Source organism: Streptomyces sp. adm13(2018), from assembly GCF_008042145.1.
In the GTDB taxonomy this organism is placed as follows: domain Bacteria; phylum Actinomycetota; class Actinomycetes; order Streptomycetales; family Streptomycetaceae; genus Streptomyces.
In genome coordinates this window covers 1-16247 of sequence record NZ_RDBH01000097.1, presented here as the reverse complement: position 1 = coordinate 16247, position 16247 = coordinate 1, and the positions used below count along the sequence as shown (strand labels likewise).

Annotated in this window: 16 protein-coding genes; 8 read left to right on the top strand and 8 right to left on the bottom strand. The window is 74.3% G+C overall.

The window, feature by feature from the left end:
- Positions 1 to 163: 163 nt before the first annotated feature.
- The 3 genes from EAO70_RS08655 to EAO70_RS08645 are packed head-to-tail and all read left to right on the top strand — an operon-like array spanning position 164 to position 2754.
- Positions 164 to 961, top strand: coding sequence for an ABC transporter permease (locus tag EAO70_RS08655; RefSeq protein WP_148002424.1), 798 nt, complete (start codon positions 164 to 166; stop codon positions 959 to 961).
- A gap of 3 nt (positions 962 to 964) precedes the next feature.
- Positions 965 to 2062, top strand: coding sequence for an ABC transporter ATP-binding protein (locus EAO70_RS08650; RefSeq protein ID WP_148002423.1), 1098 nt, complete (start codon positions 965 to 967; stop codon positions 2060 to 2062).
- Complete coding sequence (locus tag EAO70_RS08645; RefSeq protein WP_410091171.1) at positions 2059 to 2754, top strand: HAD family hydrolase; 696 nt, start codon at positions 2059 to 2061, stop codon at positions 2752 to 2754. The genes EAO70_RS08650 and EAO70_RS08645 overlap by 4 nt, the downstream gene beginning before the upstream one ends.
- Before the next feature lie 33 nt (positions 2755 to 2787).
- On the opposite strand, the gene EAO70_RS08640 is transcribed toward EAO70_RS08645, so the two are convergent.
- Positions 2788 to 3546 carry a TioE family transcriptional regulator gene (locus tag EAO70_RS08640; RefSeq protein ID WP_148002422.1) on the bottom strand — a complete coding sequence of 253 codons (759 nt, stop codon included), beginning with the start codon at positions 3544 to 3546 and terminating at the stop codon, positions 2788 to 2790.
- A gap of 69 nt (positions 3547 to 3615) precedes the next feature.
- On the opposite strand from EAO70_RS08640, the gene EAO70_RS08635 reads away from it, so the two are divergent.
- Positions 3616 to 4857 (top strand): erythromycin esterase family protein, encoded by a 1242-nt coding sequence (locus tag EAO70_RS08635; protein WP_148002421.1) that lies wholly within the window; start codon positions 3616 to 3618, stop codon positions 4855 to 4857.
- Positions 4858 to 5167: 310 nt separating this feature from the next.
- Positions 5168 to 6769 (top strand): TROVE domain-containing protein, encoded by a 1602-nt coding sequence (locus EAO70_RS08630; protein ID WP_261992760.1) that lies wholly within the window; start codon positions 5168 to 5170, stop codon positions 6767 to 6769.
- A 160-nt stretch (positions 6770 to 6929) separates the two neighbouring features.
- Here the strand turns inward: EAO70_RS08630 and EAO70_RS08625 are convergent, their stop codons facing one another.
- From EAO70_RS08625 to rox, 4 genes are all read right to left on the bottom strand, one after another.
- Entirely contained in the window at positions 6930 to 7946 is a 1017-nt protein-coding gene (locus tag EAO70_RS08625) for a HEAT repeat domain-containing protein (protein WP_148002419.1), read from the bottom strand.
- Positions 7947 to 7949: 3 nt separating this feature from the next.
- Complete coding sequence (locus EAO70_RS08620) at positions 7950 to 8621, bottom strand: HEAT repeat domain-containing protein (protein ID WP_148002418.1); 672 nt, start codon at positions 8619 to 8621, stop codon at positions 7950 to 7952.
- A 79-nt stretch (positions 8622 to 8700) separates the two neighbouring features.
- Positions 8701 to 9396: a 4'-phosphopantetheinyl transferase family protein gene (locus EAO70_RS08615; RefSeq protein WP_148002417.1), complete on the bottom strand. Its 696-nt coding sequence runs from the start codon at positions 9394 to 9396 to the stop codon at positions 8701 to 8703.
- A gap of 47 nt (positions 9397 to 9443) precedes the next feature.
- Complete coding sequence (rox, locus tag EAO70_RS08610; protein WP_148002416.1) at positions 9444 to 10868, bottom strand: rifampin monooxygenase; 1425 nt, start codon at positions 10866 to 10868, stop codon at positions 9444 to 9446.
- A gap of 396 nt (positions 10869 to 11264) precedes the next feature.
- Between rox and EAO70_RS08605 the strand changes: the two genes are divergently transcribed.
- Positions 11265 to 12683, top strand: coding sequence for an amidase (locus tag EAO70_RS08605; RefSeq protein WP_148002415.1), 1419 nt, complete (start codon positions 11265 to 11267; stop codon positions 12681 to 12683).
- Between the two features lie 63 nt (positions 12684 to 12746).
- On the opposite strand, the gene EAO70_RS08600 is transcribed toward EAO70_RS08605, so the two are convergent.
- Both EAO70_RS08600 and EAO70_RS08595 read right to left on the bottom strand, forming a co-directional pair.
- Complete coding sequence (locus tag EAO70_RS08600; RefSeq protein WP_148002414.1) at positions 12747 to 13076, bottom strand: plasmid stabilization protein; 330 nt, start codon at positions 13074 to 13076, stop codon at positions 12747 to 12749.
- Positions 13077 to 13215: 139 nt separating this feature from the next.
- On the bottom strand, positions 13216 to 13806 hold the full coding sequence (locus tag EAO70_RS08595; protein WP_148002413.1) for a DUF6328 family protein: 591 nt from the start codon (positions 13804 to 13806) through the stop codon (positions 13216 to 13218).
- Positions 13807 to 14054: 248 nt separating this feature from the next.
- Here EAO70_RS08595 and EAO70_RS08590 point away from each other — a divergent pair, with 248 nt between their 5' ends.
- On the top strand, positions 14055 to 14450 hold the full coding sequence (locus EAO70_RS08590) for an STAS domain-containing protein (RefSeq protein ID WP_148002412.1): 396 nt from the start codon (positions 14055 to 14057) through the stop codon (positions 14448 to 14450).
- A 31-nt stretch (positions 14451 to 14481) separates the two neighbouring features.
- The gene (locus tag EAO70_RS08585) at positions 14482 to 15042 is read left to right on the top strand and encodes an ATP-binding protein (RefSeq protein WP_148002411.1); all 561 of its coding nucleotides are present in this window, start codon (positions 14482 to 14484) and stop codon (positions 15040 to 15042) included.
- A gap of 132 nt (positions 15043 to 15174) precedes the next feature.
- Here EAO70_RS08585 and EAO70_RS08580 read toward each other — a convergent pair whose 3' ends face one another.
- Positions 15175 to 16086, bottom strand: a complete 912-nt coding sequence (locus EAO70_RS08580) for a SigB/SigF/SigG family RNA polymerase sigma factor (RefSeq protein ID WP_261992759.1) — start codon at positions 16084 to 16086, stop codon at positions 15175 to 15177.
- Positions 16087 to 16247 lie beyond the last annotated feature (161 nt).

Genomic DNA, 16247 nt, shown 5'->3' with positions numbered 1-16247 from the left:
GCGAGCAGTTCGGTGTACGCCTCGAAGGAGACGCCCTGGCCCGGTGTGTGCACCGTGAACACGAACGAGGCGATCAGCGGGGTGAGGAAGTAGGCACCGCCGCAGGCCGCGCGTCTGGCGCGGACTCGTCCTCGGCCTCGGCGGTGCCTACTTCCTCACCCCGCTGATCGCCTCGTTCGTGTTCACGGTGCACACACCGGGCCAGGGCGTCTCCTTCGAGGCGTACACCGAACTGCTCGCCGCCGACGGCTTCACCGAGAGCCTCCTGCTCTCCCTGGGACTGGCGGCCGCCACCATCGCCCTCGCGCTGCTGCTCGCCGTGCCCGCCCTCGTGGCCGTACGCCTCGGGGCGCCGCGCCTGCGGCCCGTCGTCGAGGTGGTGTGCATGCTGCCGCTGGTGGTCCCGCCCATCGCGCTCGTCACCGGCATCAGCACCGTACTGCGCTGGGGCCCCGACCACCTCTCCCGGACCCCGCTCTACCAGACGTTCCTCGCGGTGCAGAACGAGAGCTTCCCCTTCGTCCTGGTCCTCGCGTACACGGTGATGGCCCTGCCCTTCGTGTACCGCTCCCTCGACGCCGGCCTGCGCGCCGTCGACGTCCCCACCCTCGTGGAGGCCGCGCGCAACTGCGGGGCGGGCTGGCCGTACGTGATGCTCCGCGTCGTCCTGCCCAACCTCCGGTCCTCCCTCGCGGGCGCCGCCTTCCTCACCCTGGCCCTCGTCCTGGGCGAGTTCACCATCGCCTCGCTGCTCGGCTTCCGGCCCTTCGCGGTGTGGATCGTCTCCATCTCCGGTGCCCACGCCCGCATGTCGGTCGCCGTGTCCCTGCTCAGCCTGGTCGTCACCTGGCTGCTGCTGCTCCTCCTCTCCCGGGCGGGAACGGCGCCGACCGGCACATCCGGCGCACCGGGCTCCGCCCGCCGGTCCCGTACGCCCCGCACCTCGCCCAAGGAGTCCTGACCCATGACCTCGTCCACACCAGCAGCGACGGCGGAGCGGACCGGACCGGCCGCGGCCGGCGGGGCGCGCGTCGAGTTCCGGGGCCTGCGCCGCGCGTTCGGCGGCACCACCGCGCTCGACGGCCTCGACCTCACCGTCGAGCCCGGCGAACTCCTCGCCCTGCTCGGCCCGTCGGGCTGCGGCAAGACCACCGCGCTCCGCGTCCTCGCCGGCTTCGAGCGCCCCGACTCCGGTGAAGTCCTCGTCGACGGGGCCGACATCACCCGCGTCCCGGCCAACCGCCGCGACGCGGGCATGGTGTTCCAGTCGTACAGCCTCTTCCCCAACCTCACGGCCGCCGAGAACGTCGCCTTCGGCCTGCGCGTACGGAAGGTCGGGACGGCCGAGCGGCGCGCCAGGGCCGCCGAACTCCTCGACCTCGTGGGCCTGCCCGAGCACGGCGACCGCTACCCGCACCAGCTGTCGGGCGGCCAGCAGCAGCGCGTCGCGCTCGCCCGGGCGCTCGCCCTCCGGCCCCGCGTCCTGCTCCTCGACGAGCCGCTCTCCGCGCTCGACGCCAAGGTCAGGCTCAGCCTGCGCGAGGAGATCCGCAGGCTCCAGCTCTCCCTCGGCATCACCACGGTCTTCGTCACCCACGACCAGGAGGAGGCGCTGTCCATGGCGGACCGCGTCGCCGTCCTCAACGCCGGACGGCTGGAGCAGTGCGCCGCGCCGGCCGAGCTCTACCGCCGCCCGGCCACCCCGTTCGCCGCCGAGTTCGTCGGCACCATGAACCGTCTCCCGGGTCTCCTCACCGACTCGGGCGAGGTGGAGGTGGCGGGCACCCGGCTGCCTGTCGACGGCGAGGCCCCGCGACTCCGCGAGGTCGACGTCCTGGTCCGGCCAGAGAACGTCACGGTGACCGAGGCCGCCGACGGGGACACCACCGTCGTCTCCACCTCCTTCCTCGGCTCCGTCACCCGCGTCCACCTCGACCACGCCGGCACGCGCGTCAAGGCGGACCTCTCCTCCCGGGCGGCCGCCGGGATCGCCCCCGGCGCCCGCGTGGCCCTCGGCCTCGCCCCGCACCCCGCGCTCGTCGCCCCGAGGGCGGAGCGGTGACCGAACTCGCCGCCGTCCTCTTCGACATGGACGGCACCCTCGTCGACACCGAGGTCCTCTGGTGGGAGGTCACGGCCGAGACCGCCGCGCGGATCGGCCACCGGCTGACGGACGCGGACGCCCCCGAGGTCGTCGGCCGCGCCGTCCCGGACACCGCGGCCCACCTCGTCCGCGTGACGGGGCACCCCGACGCGGACGGCCTGGCGGCGGAACTGGCCACCGCCTTCCAGGAGCGGGTCGACCGGGGAGCGCCCCTGCGCCCCGGCGCGGGCCGACTGCTGGCCGAACTCACCGCCGCGGACGTGCCGTTCGCCCTGGTGAGCGCGTCGCCGCGATCGGTCGTCGACTCGGTGGTCGGCGGCGCGCTCGCACACGTCCCCTTCGCCTTCACCCTCTCGGCCGACGACACCGCGCGGACGAAACCGCACCCCGACCCCTACCGCGCGGCCGCCCGCCGGTTCGGCGTCCCGGAGTCGGCGTGCGTGGCCGTCGAGGACTCCCCGGACGGCGCGGCGTCGGCCGACGCCGCCGGGTGCACGGTCCTCGTCGTACCGTCGATGCTGCCCGTGCCCGAAGGCCCGGGCCGGGTCTTCGCGGAGAGCCTGGAAGAGGTCTCGGTCGCGGGACTGCGCCGCCACGTCGCCGAGGGCAGCGACCGGCCCACGGCGGGCGGGACGACCCCGGGCGCGTGAGCCCTCCGTGGGGCCGGTCCACCCGGCGGGGCCTCAGCCGCGCTCGCGCAGGTACGTCTCCAGGGCGGCGGCCCCGGCCAGCATCGCCCGCCCCCGCGCGGCCAGCCGGTCGTGCCAGTCGTCGAGCGCGGCCTGGAGGGGCTCCAGGCCACCGGCCGCGCGCACCTGGGTGATCAGCGGCGCGATCCGGTCCAACAGGTAGCCTCCGCGCCTGAGTTGATGGACCAGCCGGGCGTCCCGCACGTCCGCCGCGTCGTACACGCGGTACCCGGTCAGCGGATCGCGGCGCGGACGCACCAGCCCGGCGCGCTCCCACGCCCGCAGGGTCGCGGGCCGGATGCCCAGGGCCGCCGCGAGGGGGCCGACGAACATCTCCGGGCCGCCGGGCGCTCCGGATCCGTCCGCGGGCCCGGACGACGTGCCGCCGGCCCGGTCGGTCGCCGATTCGAGGTCACGGAGGGCGTCCTCCACGGCCCGGAGGGTCCGCCTATCGTCGAGGAGCAGGGCGTGGCTCTCGTCGATGAGCCGGAACGCCTCCTCGGGCGCGTCCTCGTTCACCGCCCGCATGATCGCCGTCGCCGTCCGGTGGCCGTGCCCGGGCAGCAGCGCGAGGAAGGCGCGGAGCGCGCTCGCGTGCAGCGGGGTGTAGGCGCGGTACCCGGCGGCCGAGCGGGTGGCGGCCGGCAGGGCGCCGGCCTCCTCGTAGTTCCGTACCGCCTGCGTGGACAGACCGTGCGGACGGGCCAGATCGACGGGCCGCAGCTGCACCACGCTTTGAGGGTTTCCCCCCATTCTGTTCCTCCACTCCTGCCGCTTTCCCATACAAGTCTCAACCGGCTGTTCAACGATACCGTTGAAGCCATGGCTACCGACATCAAGGACGTTACCGCTCATCCGATCGAGGCCGCCGCTGTCACCGGGCTGCTCGGGACCAGGCCCGGAATGCTCGCGCTGGGCGAGCCCACCCACGGAGAGGACGCGCTCCTCGACGTGCGCAACGCCCTGTTCCGGGAACTCGTCGAGCGGGAGGGCTACCGGACGATCAGCCTGGAGACCGACTGCATGAGGGGGCTGCTCGTCGACGAGCACGTCACCACGGGCGCCGGCACCCTCGACGCGGTCATGGCGCAGGGGTTCAGCCACGGCTGGGGCGCATCCCCGGCCAACCGCGAACTCGTCCGCTGGATGCGGGAGTTCAACGACGACCGCCCCGCCTCCGACCGGCTCCGCTTCGCGGGCTTCGACGGCCCTTTGGAGATCACCGGCGCCGAAAGCCCCCGGGAGGCCCTCACCGCACTCCGCGACCACCTCGCGGCACGGGTGGACGCGGACCTGCTCCATGCCACCTGCCCGGAGGGGACGCTCGACCGCCTCCTCGGCGACGACGAGCGCTGGACCGACCCCGCGGCGATGCGGGACCCCTCCCGCTCGGTGGGCCAGTCGCCCGAGGCCACCCGACTGCGCCTGCTCGCCGACGACCTGGTGGCACTGCTCGACGCACAGGCGCCCCGGCCGGCGGTGACGGGCTCACCCGACGACGGCAACAGGGCCCGGATGTACGCGCGTACGGCCACCGGGCTACTCCGCTACCACTACTGGCTGGCCGACAGCTCGGCGAGCCGGATGGGGCACCTGGTGAGCCTGCGGGACCGGATGATGGCCGACAACCTCCTCGCGCTGGCCGGCGCGGACCGGGCGGGTGTGCTGGTCCATGCCCACAACGGCCACCTCCAGCGGAACAGGAGCTCGATGCGGATGGACGGTCTGCCGGTCGAATGGTGGAGCGCGGGCTCGATCGTGAGCGACCGGCTCGGCGGGCACTACGCCTTCCTGGCCACGGCGATCGGCACGATCCGGCACCGGGGCGTGGACACCCCGCCGCCGGACACCGTCGAAGGACTCCTGTACGCGGGCCCGGCGGCCGCCGCGCTCGTCGACGCCAAGGGACTGGCCGCGGCCTGCGACACGGCCGGGACCGCGCCGCGCGTGTCCCCCTGGTTCGGCTACGCACCGCTCGACCCGACCCGTCTGGCCGACTGCGACGGCATCGTGTTCGTCAAGGACGTCGAGGACACCAAGGCCGGTAAGCCCACTCAGGACTGAGCGGACGTCACGATCGCCCACCCGCCTTCGGAATAATCGATGGCGCGCGGTCCGGCGGCCCGCCTAGGTTGGCTTCCGCGACCGCGCCTCCGATGCGCCCGGCTGCGGCTACTTCTTCCGAGAACCAAGTGACGCCGCCGCCACCTCCGATCTCGGCGGCGCGGGCGCCCCGGCCCGGTGGATCCTTCCCGGTCCGGCCTTTCCTCTTCCTCGGATCCGGGGGGATTCACTGCCTCGCCACACCCGACGCGTCTCGAAGACCTGGTCCGAGATGCTCGTGGCCCCGCACATCGCGGCGGCCGCTCGCGCCATGCCCGTACGGCCTGCGCCCTCGGACCGCTTCCCGGGCTTCGCCCATCCGGCCACCTACGAGGGCGGCCCCGCCTTCACCCGGGAACCCCGCGACGAACTGTTCCTGCTCGCCGTCGGCAACTTCGTCGCGCAGAACACCCACTACGAGAGCGCCGAGGAACGCGACGGGCGGTACGCGCGGCTCGTCGGCGAACTCGCCGTGGCGGACCCCGGGTGGACCGCCGGACTCCTGCGCTGGCTGCGCGGCGAGGGCAACATGCGCACGGCGTCCCTGGTGGGCGCCGCCGTGTACGTAAGGGCCCGGCTCGCGGCCGGTGCGACCGACGGCCCGCCCAACCGGTCCGTGATCGACTCCGTACTCCAACGGGCCGACGAGCCGGGGGAGTTGCTCGCGTACTGGACCACCACGTACGGGCGCAACGTGCCGCAGCCCGTGAAGCGGGGCGTCGCCGACGCCGTACGCAGGCTGTACTCGTCGCGGTCCCTGCTGAAGTACGACACCGCGTCCCACGCGTTCCGCTTCGGCGACGTGCTCAACCTGGTGCACGCCTCACCCGACCCGGCCAAGCCCTGGCAGGGCGCTCTCTTCCGGTACGCCCTGGACCGCCGCCACCGCCCGGAGACGGCCGTGCCGCCGGCGACGGACGCCGTGCTCACCGCGCACCGGGCCCTCATGGAGGTGCCCGTGGACGAGCGGCGGGCCCTGGTCACCGGGCCCGGGGGCAGCGAGCGGCTCGCCACGGCGGGCATGACGTGGGAGGCCCTGGCGGGCTGGCTGCACGGACCGCTCGACGCGCCCGTGTGGGAGGCCGTCATTCCCGCGATGGGTCCCATGGCACTGCTGCGGAACCTGCGGAACTTCGACTCCGCGAAGATCTCGGCCGAGGCCGCCGCCTCCGTGGCAGCCCGGATCTCGGACGCCGACGAGGTCGCCAGGTCCCGGCAGTTCCCCCTCCGCTACCTGGCCGCGCGCGGGAACGCGCCGAAGCGGCGCTGGGCGGCCGCGCTGGAGGAGGCCCTGGGCCACTCCCTGGCCCACGTGCCCGCGCTGCCCGGCCGGACCCTGATCCTCGTCGACCGTTCGGACTCCATGTGGTGGGACACCGTCTCCGCGCGGTCCAAGCTCACCAGGGCGGCCGCGGCCGCCGTGTTCGGCAGCGCGCTGGCCCTGCGGGCCGAACAGGCGGACCTGGTGGAGTTCGGCTGGACCAGCAAGGAGGTGCCGTTCACCCCGGGCGAGCCGGTCCTGGACGTGCAGAAACGCTTCCACCGCCTGGGCGGCACCTACACCGCGAAGGCCGTACGGGAGCACTACCGGGACCACGACCGGGTCCTGATCGTCACCGACGAGCAGGCCGCGCCCGGCTTCCGGCCCGGGGGCCCGACGGAACCGGTCCCTCCGGAGGTCCCCGTCTACACCTGGAACCTGGCGGGCTACCGGCCGGCCCACGCGCCCACGGGTCCGCACCGCCACACCTTCGGCGGGCTGACGGACGCGGCCTTCCGGATGATCCCGCTCATCGAGTCCGGCCGACACGCCCGCTGGCCCTGGATGACGGAACCCGACGGACCCGGCGACGGCGCCGGTCCGGCGGGGTGACGGTGCCGGCCCGGCCCCTGCGGGGGCGGAGCCCCACCGCCGCCAGGCCGCCGGGCGGAGCCTCACCGCCGCCGCCGGCCGTCGTCCCGGGGGAGCCACCGCAGCTGCCCCACAGGAGCGCCGGCTCGCCAGATCCCGTTCCAGCCGCGGGCCCGGACCATCAGGACCCCTCGCGCGTCTCCCTGAGCGAGCGCACGTACCCGGCCGTCAGCGCCACCCCCCGGTCCTCGTCGTGCGCCAGGGACTCCAGGGCGTGCGACGCCGTGTCCCCGGGGATGTCCGCCAGGGCCTGCGCGAGCCGCCGGCGCACCGCCGGGTCGGCGCCCTCCGCCGCGAGGCGGGCGACCAGACCTGCGGCGATCCGCTCCGCCCGCCCGGGGCGGGCCGCCAGCGCGGCGAGCGCGTCGGCCGCGTCGACGTCGTTCGTCTCCGCCACGACCATGTCGAGGAGCGCCGGGACCGCCTCGTCCGCTCCGCGCAGCCCGAGCGCGACGGCCGCGTGCCCGCGGACCCCGTGGTCGGAGTCCCCGAGCGCCTCGTGCAGCAGCGCGGTCGCCTCGTCGTCGGCGATCTCGGCCACGGCCCGCACCGCCCGCTCCCGCACCTCGGCCGCAGGTGAGCCGAGGCCCTCCGCGAGGAGGGGCAGCGCCTCGCCGCCGCCCGATTGCGCCAGGGCCCAGCGCAGGGCGCCGGCGACATGCGGGTCCGCCTCGGTCAGGGCCGCCTCGACCAGCGCCTCGACGGGTACGGCGCTCTCCTCGCCCGAGGACAGCGCCGCGCGCTGCCGCCGGCCCGCGCTCTCCGAACCCAGCCCGTGCAGGAGGGCCACGACCTGCAGGACGTCCTCCCAGTCCGCGGGCTCCGCGGCGCCGATCCGGAGGAGCCGGGTGAGCAGGGACGTCTCGGCCGCGATGCGCTCCCGCGTCCCGCGGACGAGGTCCTCGACGAGCTCCGCGGGCGCGAAGCCCGGATCGTCGAGTGCGCTGCCCACCTCCCGCAGCGACAGTCCGAGCGACCGCAGGCTCTCGATGTGGAAGATCCGCCGGATGTCCTCGCCGGAGTACTCCCGGTAGCCCGACCTGGTGCGGCCCGTCGGCCGCACCAGGCCCAGCGACTCGTAGTGCCGGAGCATACGGGCGCTGACCCCGGACCGCCGTGCCACATCGCCGATCCGCATGCGCTACCGCTCCTCCGGGCCGGTCGTCCCGAGCACCGCGACCCGCTTGGCCTCCTCGATCGCGTCCGCGAACCCGGCGTCCGGGTCGTGCAGCAGCCGCTCCGTGGCGATCGCGTGCCGGCGCGCGGCCGGGGAGCCCTGGCCCGTCGCCTCCGCCAGCGTCGGCAGCGCGGCCTCGCCCAGGGCGATCAGCGCCCGGCTGAGGCTCAGCCGCGTCTCCCGCCCGCCGCGCCCCAGCTGCGTCGCCAGGGCCCCGGCCAGCCCGGGACGCTCCTCCTCGGGCGCCAGCACGACCGCCGCCCGCCACGCGCTCCGCGCCACCTCGTCGTCGGCGTCGGACAGCAGCTCGGGCGTGATCGCCGGCCAGGCGCGCCGGTCCCCGATCTTGGACAGGGTGTGCAGCGCCTGACTCCGGGCCTGCGCCCGCTCCGAGCGGACCGCGCCGAGCAGTCCCGGCAGGGTGAGGTCCGGCGCGTGCCGGGTGAGGGCCCAGGTGAGCATCTCGCGCACCGAGAAGTCGGGCTCGACCGCGCAGCGGTCGACGAGTGTGCCGACGTACCGCGGGTCGGGTGCCGTACCGGCCGCGAGCGCAGCCCGGAGCCGTACCGACGCGCGGTCGTCCGCCAGGGCCCGGAGGGCGCGTGTCACGCCCGTGTCGTCTGTCGCCATGGTCATGGGGACCACCTCCTTGCCCGCAGTCAAGACCTTGTCATCGTGTCAAGGTCAAGCACGCCGCCCCGCCGACGGCCGGGACCTACGGCCGGGCGAGCGCCACCGCGGCCGCGTAGGAGGGCGCGACCCGTACGTCGGTGAGCGACCAGCCGGGTACGGCGGCCGGCTCGGGACCCATCCCCGTGTACGTACGGTCGAGGCCTCCGGCGAGTCCCTCCCCGGTGCCTTTCAGATAGGCCTCCTTACGGGCCCAGCACTGGGCGAACGCGGCAGGCCGGGCCTCCGCGGGCAGCCGCGCGAACTCCTCCCGCTCCCTCGGGTGCAGGCTGTCCGCCACGAGCGCCGACACCTCGGCCTCCGGGTGCGCCTCGACGTCTACGCCCACGGGCGTGGCGGCGACGCCGACGAGGGCCAGGTCACCGCTGTGCGACAGCGAGAAGTGGAGCCCTCCGCCGCGCACGGCCGGGCGCCCGTGCGGACCGCCGCAGACGGGGCAGTCCTCCCGGACGAACACCACCTGCTCCGGCCGGGTGCCCAGGTAGTGCCCGAGCAGCCGCCGGAGCCCGCCGTGGGCGGCGAGGTAGCGGGCCCGGTGGTCCTCCCGTATCAGGGCCTTCCACCGGCGGTGCTCCTCGGCGTCCAGGAGGGCGGGCGCGCCGGGCTCCTCCGCCATGGGCAGCAGCCACAGGGCCACCGTTCCGTCGGCGACGGGCAGGACGGCCGACTCCGGTGCCTCGCCGGCGCGCAGCACCCGTACGGGGGTGGTCTCCATGGTCATGCCACCATTCTGCACGGAACGCCCGCTCCCCGGCCCGGTGCCCGAGGTCAGCCGGTCGGCGTGCCGAACCACCGCGCCAGCGTCGCGACCAGCTCCTGCTCGTCCTCACCGGCCCAGGCGACATGCCCGTCCGGCCGCAACAGGACCGCGGGCGCGTCCAGTTCCACGCCGGTGTCGACGACGAGGTCGACCCGGTCCGCCCAGCCGCCGACCGACAGCAGGCCGGTCCGGTCGAGGAGGAGGCCGCGGCCCTCGTGCATCCGCTCGTAGAGCCGCCCCTGCTTCAGCTCCAGGTCGCGCAGCCGCCTCCCCACCGGCTCGTCGCCGCCGAGGTCGTAACGCACCGAGATCGCCGTGATCTTCTCGATCAGGTACCGGTTGACGTCCTCGAACTCCACGAGTTCCGCGAGCAGTCGGCGTACGGCCTGCGCGCCCGGCTCGGTCGACATCAGCTGGATCTGCGCACGGGTGTTGTCCAGGACGTCCGTGGCCACCGGGTGACGCTCGGCGTGATAGGTGTCGAGGAGGTCGTCCGGTGCCCAGCCGGCGACCGCGGCGGCCAGTTTCCAGCCCAGGTTGAACGCGTCCTGGATGCCGAGGTTGAGCCCCTGGCCGCCGGTCGGCGGGTGGATGTGCGCCGCGTCGCCCGCGAGGAACACCCGGTCGGCCCGGTACCGCTCGGCCTGCCGGGTGGCGTCCCCGAACCGTGACAGCCAGCGCGGTGCGTGCGCGCCGAAGTCGGTTCCCGCGGTCGCCCGCAGCTGCTCCTTGAACTCGTCGAGCGTCGGCGCGGCCGTACGGTCCTCGGCCACGCCCCGGGCGGGCACGACGACCCGGTACACCCCGTCGCCCAAGGGCATCGCGCCGAAGCGGAGTTGGGTCTTGCGGACCTCCGTCATGACCGCGGTCAGCTCGTCCTGCGAGGCGGTCAGCTCCATCTCGCCCAGCAGCGTCTCGACCCGGGAGGGCTCGCCGGGGAACGCGACGCCGAGCAGCCTGCGCACCGTGCTGCGGCCGCCGTCGCAGCCGACGACGTACCGGGCGCGGAGCTCCTCGCCGCCGGCCAGGCCGACGGTCACGCCGTCCGCGTCCTGGCTCAGCGCGACGACCTCGCGGCCGCGCCGGATCTCCGCGCCGGCCTCGACGGCGTGCTCGGCCAGCAGCCGCTCGGTGACCTGCTGCGGAATGGCCAGCACGTACGAATGGGCCGTGTCGAGACCGTCCGGCCACGACTTCGCCAGCCCCGCGAAGAAGCCGCCGACCGCGATCTGCTGCCCGAGGGCGAGGAACCGCTCCAGCAAGCCGCGCTGCGCCATCACCTCGATGCTGCGCACGTGCAGGCCCTGGGCCCGCGATTGAAGGGTCGGCTCGGCCTCCTTGTCCAGTACGAGCACGTGGACGCCGTGCAGCCGCAGCTCACCGGCCAGCATCAAGCCGGTCGGACCGCTGCCCACAACGATCACGTCAAACATGGGTACCGCCCCGTTTCGATAGGTCGCGTCCAGTCGGCCACCGCCGCCCGCGCACCCCGCGCCCCGCCGTGTGGGAAGGCCGCGGACTGTCGATTTCCGCAGGTCACCGGCAACGGCTGCAGATTCTGCAGCACAAGGGGGGCCTTGCCGCAAGGCCCCCTGTGCGCTATACCTTGAGAGTGGCGAGGAGACGTTTCAGCTCCTCGCCTTTCTGTTTCCCCTCCTCCGGCGCCTCCGTCGCGCCCGCCCGCGGGGCCAACCGTTCGGCCGCGCCCTCCCGCGCCCGGCCCGGACACGTCCCCCGAACGCCTCGAACGCGCCCGACCACTCGCGTGTTACTGGTTGGTAGGGCATGCTGGCGGCCAACCATCCACACGGCCGGGGGCTGAGGCAGCGGTGACCACTTTCGAGGAACAGACCACGGTGCACGCCTTCCGGGACGACGCCCTGGGCGAGCACGACGCCGTCGGACTTGCCGCGGCGATCCGGCGGGGCGAGGTCGGGGCCGCCGAGGCCGCCCGGGACGCGGCCGCGCGCGTACGGGAGGTCGAATCCCGGCTCCACGCGGTCCAGACGCACCTCGACGTACCCGCGCCCGCCGGAACTCCGGCCGCCGGCGCCTTCGCCGGGGTGCCGACCTTCGTCAAGGACAACACCGACTACCTCGGCCTGCCCACCGGGCACGGCAGCGCGTCCTTCACCCCGCGCCCCGCCCGCGGTCACGCCCCCTTCGCCCGCCAGCTCCTGAGCAGCGGCGTCACGGTCCTCGGCAAGACCCGGCTGCCCGAGTTCGGGTTCAGCCCCTCCACCGAGTACGAGGGCGCCGAACCCGTCCGCAACCCGTGGAACACCGGCTTCTCGGCGGGCGGTTCGTCCGGCGGCAGCGCGGCGCTGGTCGCCGCGGGAGCGGTGCCCATCGCCCACGCCAACGACGGCGGCGGGTCGATCCGCATCCCCGCCGCCTGCTGCGGACTCGTCGGCCTCAAGCCGACCCGGGGCCGGGTCGTCACCAACGCGCAGAGCCGCCAACTCCCGCTGGACATCGTCTCCGACGGCATCGTCAGCCGCTCCGTACGGGACACCGCCGCGTTCCTCGCCGCCGCCGAGACCCACTGGCGGAACCCGAAACTGCCGCCCCTGGGACTCGTCGAGGGGCCGTCCGGACGCCGGCTGCGCATCGGGTATCTGATCGACTCGCCGAACGGCGTCCCGGCCGACGCCACGACCCGCGCGGCGGTCCTGGACACCGTCGTCACGCTCGAACGGCTCGGCCACACCGTGGAACCGGTCGAACTCCGCCTCGACCCGCGGTTCACCGAGGACTTCCTCACCTACTGGGGGATGCTCTCGTACCTCCTCGGCATCACGGGCCGGACCCTCGGACAGGGCTTCGACCGCAACCGGATGGACGGCCTCAGCCGGGGGCTGCGCGAGCAGTACCTGAGGAGCTGGCGGACCACGCCGGGCGTGCTGCGGCGGCTGAAGCGGACGACGGAGGCGTACGCGGCGGCGTTCCGCGGCCTCGACCTCATCCTCACCCCCGTCCTGGCGCACACCACCCCGAGGATCGGCCACCTCAGCCCGACCGTGCCGTACACGACCCTGGTGGGACGGATCCTCGCGTACGTCGCCTTCACACCGGTCAACAACGTCGTCGGGACGCCGTCCATCTCGGTCCCCGCCGCGACCGCGACGGAGGACGGACTGCCCGTCGGCGTCATGTTCTCCGGCCGCCCCGGCAGCGAACGGATCCTCCTGGACGTCGCGTTCGGCCTGGAGGCGGACCGCCCGTTCCGGCGCATCCAGGACGCCTGACGCAACCGGCGCGGCCGGACACCCTGAGGTGTCCGGCCGCGCCGGTCCGCATACGGTCGGCGGTCAGTCCGCGTCGCCGAGGGCGCGCAGCAGCTGCGCCTTGTTCATCTTCGAGCGCCCGTCGACGTTCCGGCGCCTGGCCTCCTCGTACAGCTGCTCGAAGGTGCGCCCCTGAGCCCCGCTGTGGGAGCGCCGGCCGCCGCGCTCCCCGGACGACATGTCCTCCAGGGAGAGCCGGCTCGCGGTCTCGGACTCGCCGTGCCGGGCGCGCTCCTTGTTCACGGTGCGCGCCGCGATCTCCGCGGCACGCTCCTCGTTCTCGCCGCGCCGCTCCGCGCTCTCCTTGATGTGCTCGTACTGCCGTTCCCGCTTCGGGCTCGATCCGCGAGGCATGACGTGCTCCTTCCCGTAGGACCCGCCGCCCGTGTGCGCCGGTCACGCGTGCACTGCTCTCCGCCCGGGTCGCCGGGCGGCACTCCCGTGCGGGTACCCGCCGCCGCGGACCGTACGCACCGGGCCTGGGGCGCCCGGATCAGTCCTTCCGCTGCACGGTGTGCCGGGCGCGGGCCCAGAACGGCAGCGCGAACCAGCACAGGAGATACCAGCCCAGGACACCGGCCACCAGCCACGGCACGAACTCGTTGTCGGTGGCGACCCGGAGGATGAGGAAGAGCGCGCTGGTGAGGGTGGCGACCAGCAGCAGTATCCCGGTGAAGGTCAGCCGGGACGCCCATTCGACCGCCTTGTGCTTGATCTGCCGCCCCGACACGATCCGGTGGAAGGAGACCGGACCGATGAGCGCACCGGCGGTCAGGAACCCGAGCACCACCGTCAGGACGTAGATCGCCTCGTCGGTCGGGCCGAGCTCGGCGTACCGGGGGGTGAACACGACCGTCAGGAGGAAGCCGAGGAGGATCTGGACGCCGGTCTGCACGACGCGTATCTCCTGCAGGAGGTCCTGCCACTGCCGGTCGGCGCGCTCGTCCGGCGTCTCCTGGCGCCCGCGGGGGGTGTCATCCGCTCTGGGACGTCCGACCCCGCCGTCCTGCGCGGCTCTCCCGGCTCCGCGCCGCTCCTCGTCCCGCCGCACGGTCTCCCCGTGTCCGTGCTCAAGGTCAGTCATCCTTCTCACCCTCCGGTTCGAGAGGCCCTCGTGGGCCCGGTGCGTACGCCGCGTGTTCCCCGCCCGGCCGGTCGCAGCCCCTCCACGGCACCTCTTCGTCGGTTCGTACAAAAGTCCGTCCCGTGAACTGCCCTGCGCCACGGTGGAAACACCACCCGGCCGACGGCCTCCGTTCGCTGCGCCCGGACCCCCCGGCGTATCGTCGGCCTCAGCTCGGAATGCTGCGCCGACGGGAACCGGGGTGCCGGATGCCAAGGGATGCGACGGGGACGGGTGACACCGGGCGCGACCCGGGACCCCGCCTGACGGCCGGGGTCCGGTGGCGCGGCGGCACGGCCGTGGTCACGGTCACGGGAGAGCTGGACCGCGACACGGAAGTGCTCCTGCACACCGTGCTCACCGGGGTACTGGAGCGGCGTCCCGAGCGGGTCGTCGTGGACTGCGCCCGCCTGACGTTCTGCGACTCGACCGGGCTCAACCTCCTGCTCGCGACGCGGCTGGAGGCGACCGGGGCCGGCAGCCGACTGGAACTCGCCGCGCTGCGCCCGCCCGTCGACCGGGTCTTCGACGTCACCGGGGTCGTGAAGCTCTTCACGGTGCACGCCGAGCTGCCCGCGGAGCTGGCCGAGGGGGAGAGCCCGTGACGACGCACGGCACCGCGCGGCGGTGGCACGCATGACGGAACCCGTCCGGTCCAGGGGCCAGATCCGCCGGCTCGTCCTGCGGAGCGGCGAGTCCGTGGTGGCACGCTGCCGCGACTTCTGCCGGGTGGCGCTCACCGACTGGGACTGGCCCGCCGCGCCGGGGGACGGCGGCCTCACGCCGGAGGAGCGGGAGCTGGCGACCGAGGACGTGCTCCTGATCGTCTCGGAGGCCGTCACCAACGCCTGTCTGCACGCGGGCGGCCCCACGGAGCTGGTCGTCCGGCTGGTCCCCGCCGACCCGCCGGAAGGCGGGAAGGACGGGACGGGCCCGACGGCCGGGAGTCTGCGGATCGAGGTGCACGACCGGAGCAGCCGGGTGCCCGCGTTCCGGCCCCGGGGCGCGCCGGGCCYGCCCGGCGGCAACGGCCTGATCGTGATCGACCGGCTCGCCCGGGCCTGGGGAACCGTCCCCGGGGAGGCGGGCGGCACGGGCGAGCCGGGCAAGGCCTTCTGGATGGAGGTGGCGCCCCCGGTCCCGCGGAACGTCCCGCCGTCGTCCACCACCGGGGCGGCCCGGGCGGAGCCCGCCTGACCACCGCGCCCGGCGGGACCAGCGCACCTCATGGGCTGCCCGTCGCGCCTGGCAGGACCACCGCACCTCACGGGCTGACCGTCGGGCCTCATGGGTGGTCCCGTCCGGCGCCCGGTCGACCCGGTGTCCCCGTCAGGACTCCGTCAGAGCCGTCCGCAGACCGCCGATGATGCGGCTGAGCAGACGCGACACATGCATCTGCGACAGGCCGAGGCGTTCGCCGATCTCCGCCTGCGTCAGCTCCTCGCCGAACCGCAGCGCCAGGATCGTGCGGTCGCGCTCGCCGAGGGCGGCGACGAGGGGCTTGAGCGCCTCCAGGTTCTCGATCTTCTCGAAGGCGTCGTCGTCGCTGCCCAGACAGCGGGCGAGCATGCCGGGACCGCTGTCGTCGTCGTCCGCGGGCACGTCGAGCGAGCGGCTGGCGAACCCGTTCGCCGCGATCCGGCCCTCGCGCAGCTCCGCCTCGGTCAGGTGCAGGCGGTCGCTCAGCTCGGCGGAGGTCGGCGGGCGTCCCAGCTCCTGTTCGAGTGCGTCCCCCGCCTTGGCCAGGTCGAGTCGGAGTTCCTGGAGCCGCCGCGGTACGTGCACGCTCCAGCCGGTGTCCCGCAGATGGCGCCGGATCTCACCGAGCACCGTCGGCAGCGCGAACGACATGAACTCGTTGCCCCGCTCGGGGTCGAACCGGTTGATCGCCTTGATCAGACCGACGGTGCCGACCTGGACGATGTCCTCCCAGGACTCGTTGGAGCGGCGGAAGCGGGTCGCGGCGTACTTGACCAGACTGAGGTTCAGCTCCACGAGGGTGTTGCGTACGTACGAGTACTCCGCCGTGCCCTCGTCGAGCGCGGACAGCCGCTCGAACAGGCTGATCGACAGGGTGCGGGCGTCCGCGGTGCTCACCGCCAGCGGGTCGGCGATCTCCGGGAGGCCCGCCAGGGGCTCGGGAGCGCGACGGAAGGGCTCCTGGGCGCTCGGGGAGGACCGGTGGTGGCCCTCGCCGGCGGCCGGGCCGCGGTGACGGACGGTGGTGTGGTGGTTCGACATCAAGGCTCCTCGTCGGAGGGCCCCCACAGGTATGTACCCGTTCTCGCCGCCCGCAAGCGGTGTGGCGGGTGCGACGGAGGACGGGGGAAATGCGGGGGAATGCGATCGGCGCATCGGGGCAGGGGCCCGTTGCAGGCCCGGGGGAGAGACCGGAGGAACGG

Bases quoted from the DNA above. Each gene is read 5' to 3' on its own strand.
- EAO70_RS08600 (WP_148002414.1), bottom strand. From the start codon at position 13,076: ATGCCTCGCGGATCGAGCCCGAAGCGGGAACGGCAGTACGAGCACATC.
- rox (WP_148002416.1), bottom strand. From the start codon at position 10,868: ATGTTTGACGTGATCGTTGTGGGCAGCGGTCCGACCGGCTTGATGCTG.
- EAO70_RS08625 (WP_148002419.1), bottom strand. From the start codon at position 7,946: ATGCGGATCGGCGATGTGGCACGGCGGTCCGGGGTCAGCGCCCGTATG.
- EAO70_RS08630 (WP_261992760.1), top strand. From the start codon at position 5,168: ATGCCCGTACGGCCTGCGCCCTCGGACCGCTTCCCGGGCTTCGCCCAT.
- EAO70_RS08650 (WP_148002423.1), top strand. From the start codon at position 965: ATGACCTCGTCCACACCAGCAGCGACGGCGGAGCGGACCGGACCGGCC.
- EAO70_RS08640 (WP_148002422.1), bottom strand. From the start codon at position 3,546: ATGGGGGGAAACCCTCAAAGCGTGGTGCAGCTGCGGCCCGTCGATCTG.
- EAO70_RS08580 (WP_261992759.1), bottom strand. From the start codon at position 16,086: ATGTCGAACCACCACACCACCGTCCGTCACCGCGGCCCGGCCGCCGGC.
- EAO70_RS08615 (WP_148002417.1), bottom strand. From the start codon at position 9,396: ATGACCATGGAGACCACCCCCGTACGGGTGCTGCGCGCCGGCGAGGCA.
- EAO70_RS08595 (WP_148002413.1), bottom strand. From the start codon at position 13,806: ATGACTGACCTTGAGCACGGACACGGGGAGACCGTGCGGCGGGACGAG.
- EAO70_RS08635 (WP_148002421.1), top strand. From the start codon at position 3,616: ATGGCTACCGACATCAAGGACGTTACCGCTCATCCGATCGAGGCCGCC.
- EAO70_RS08620 (WP_148002418.1), bottom strand. From the start codon at position 8,621: ATGACCATGGCGACAGACGACACGGGCGTGACACGCGCCCTCCGGGCC.
- EAO70_RS08590 (WP_148002412.1), top strand. From the start codon at position 14,055: ATGCCAAGGGATGCGACGGGGACGGGTGACACCGGGCGCGACCCGGGA.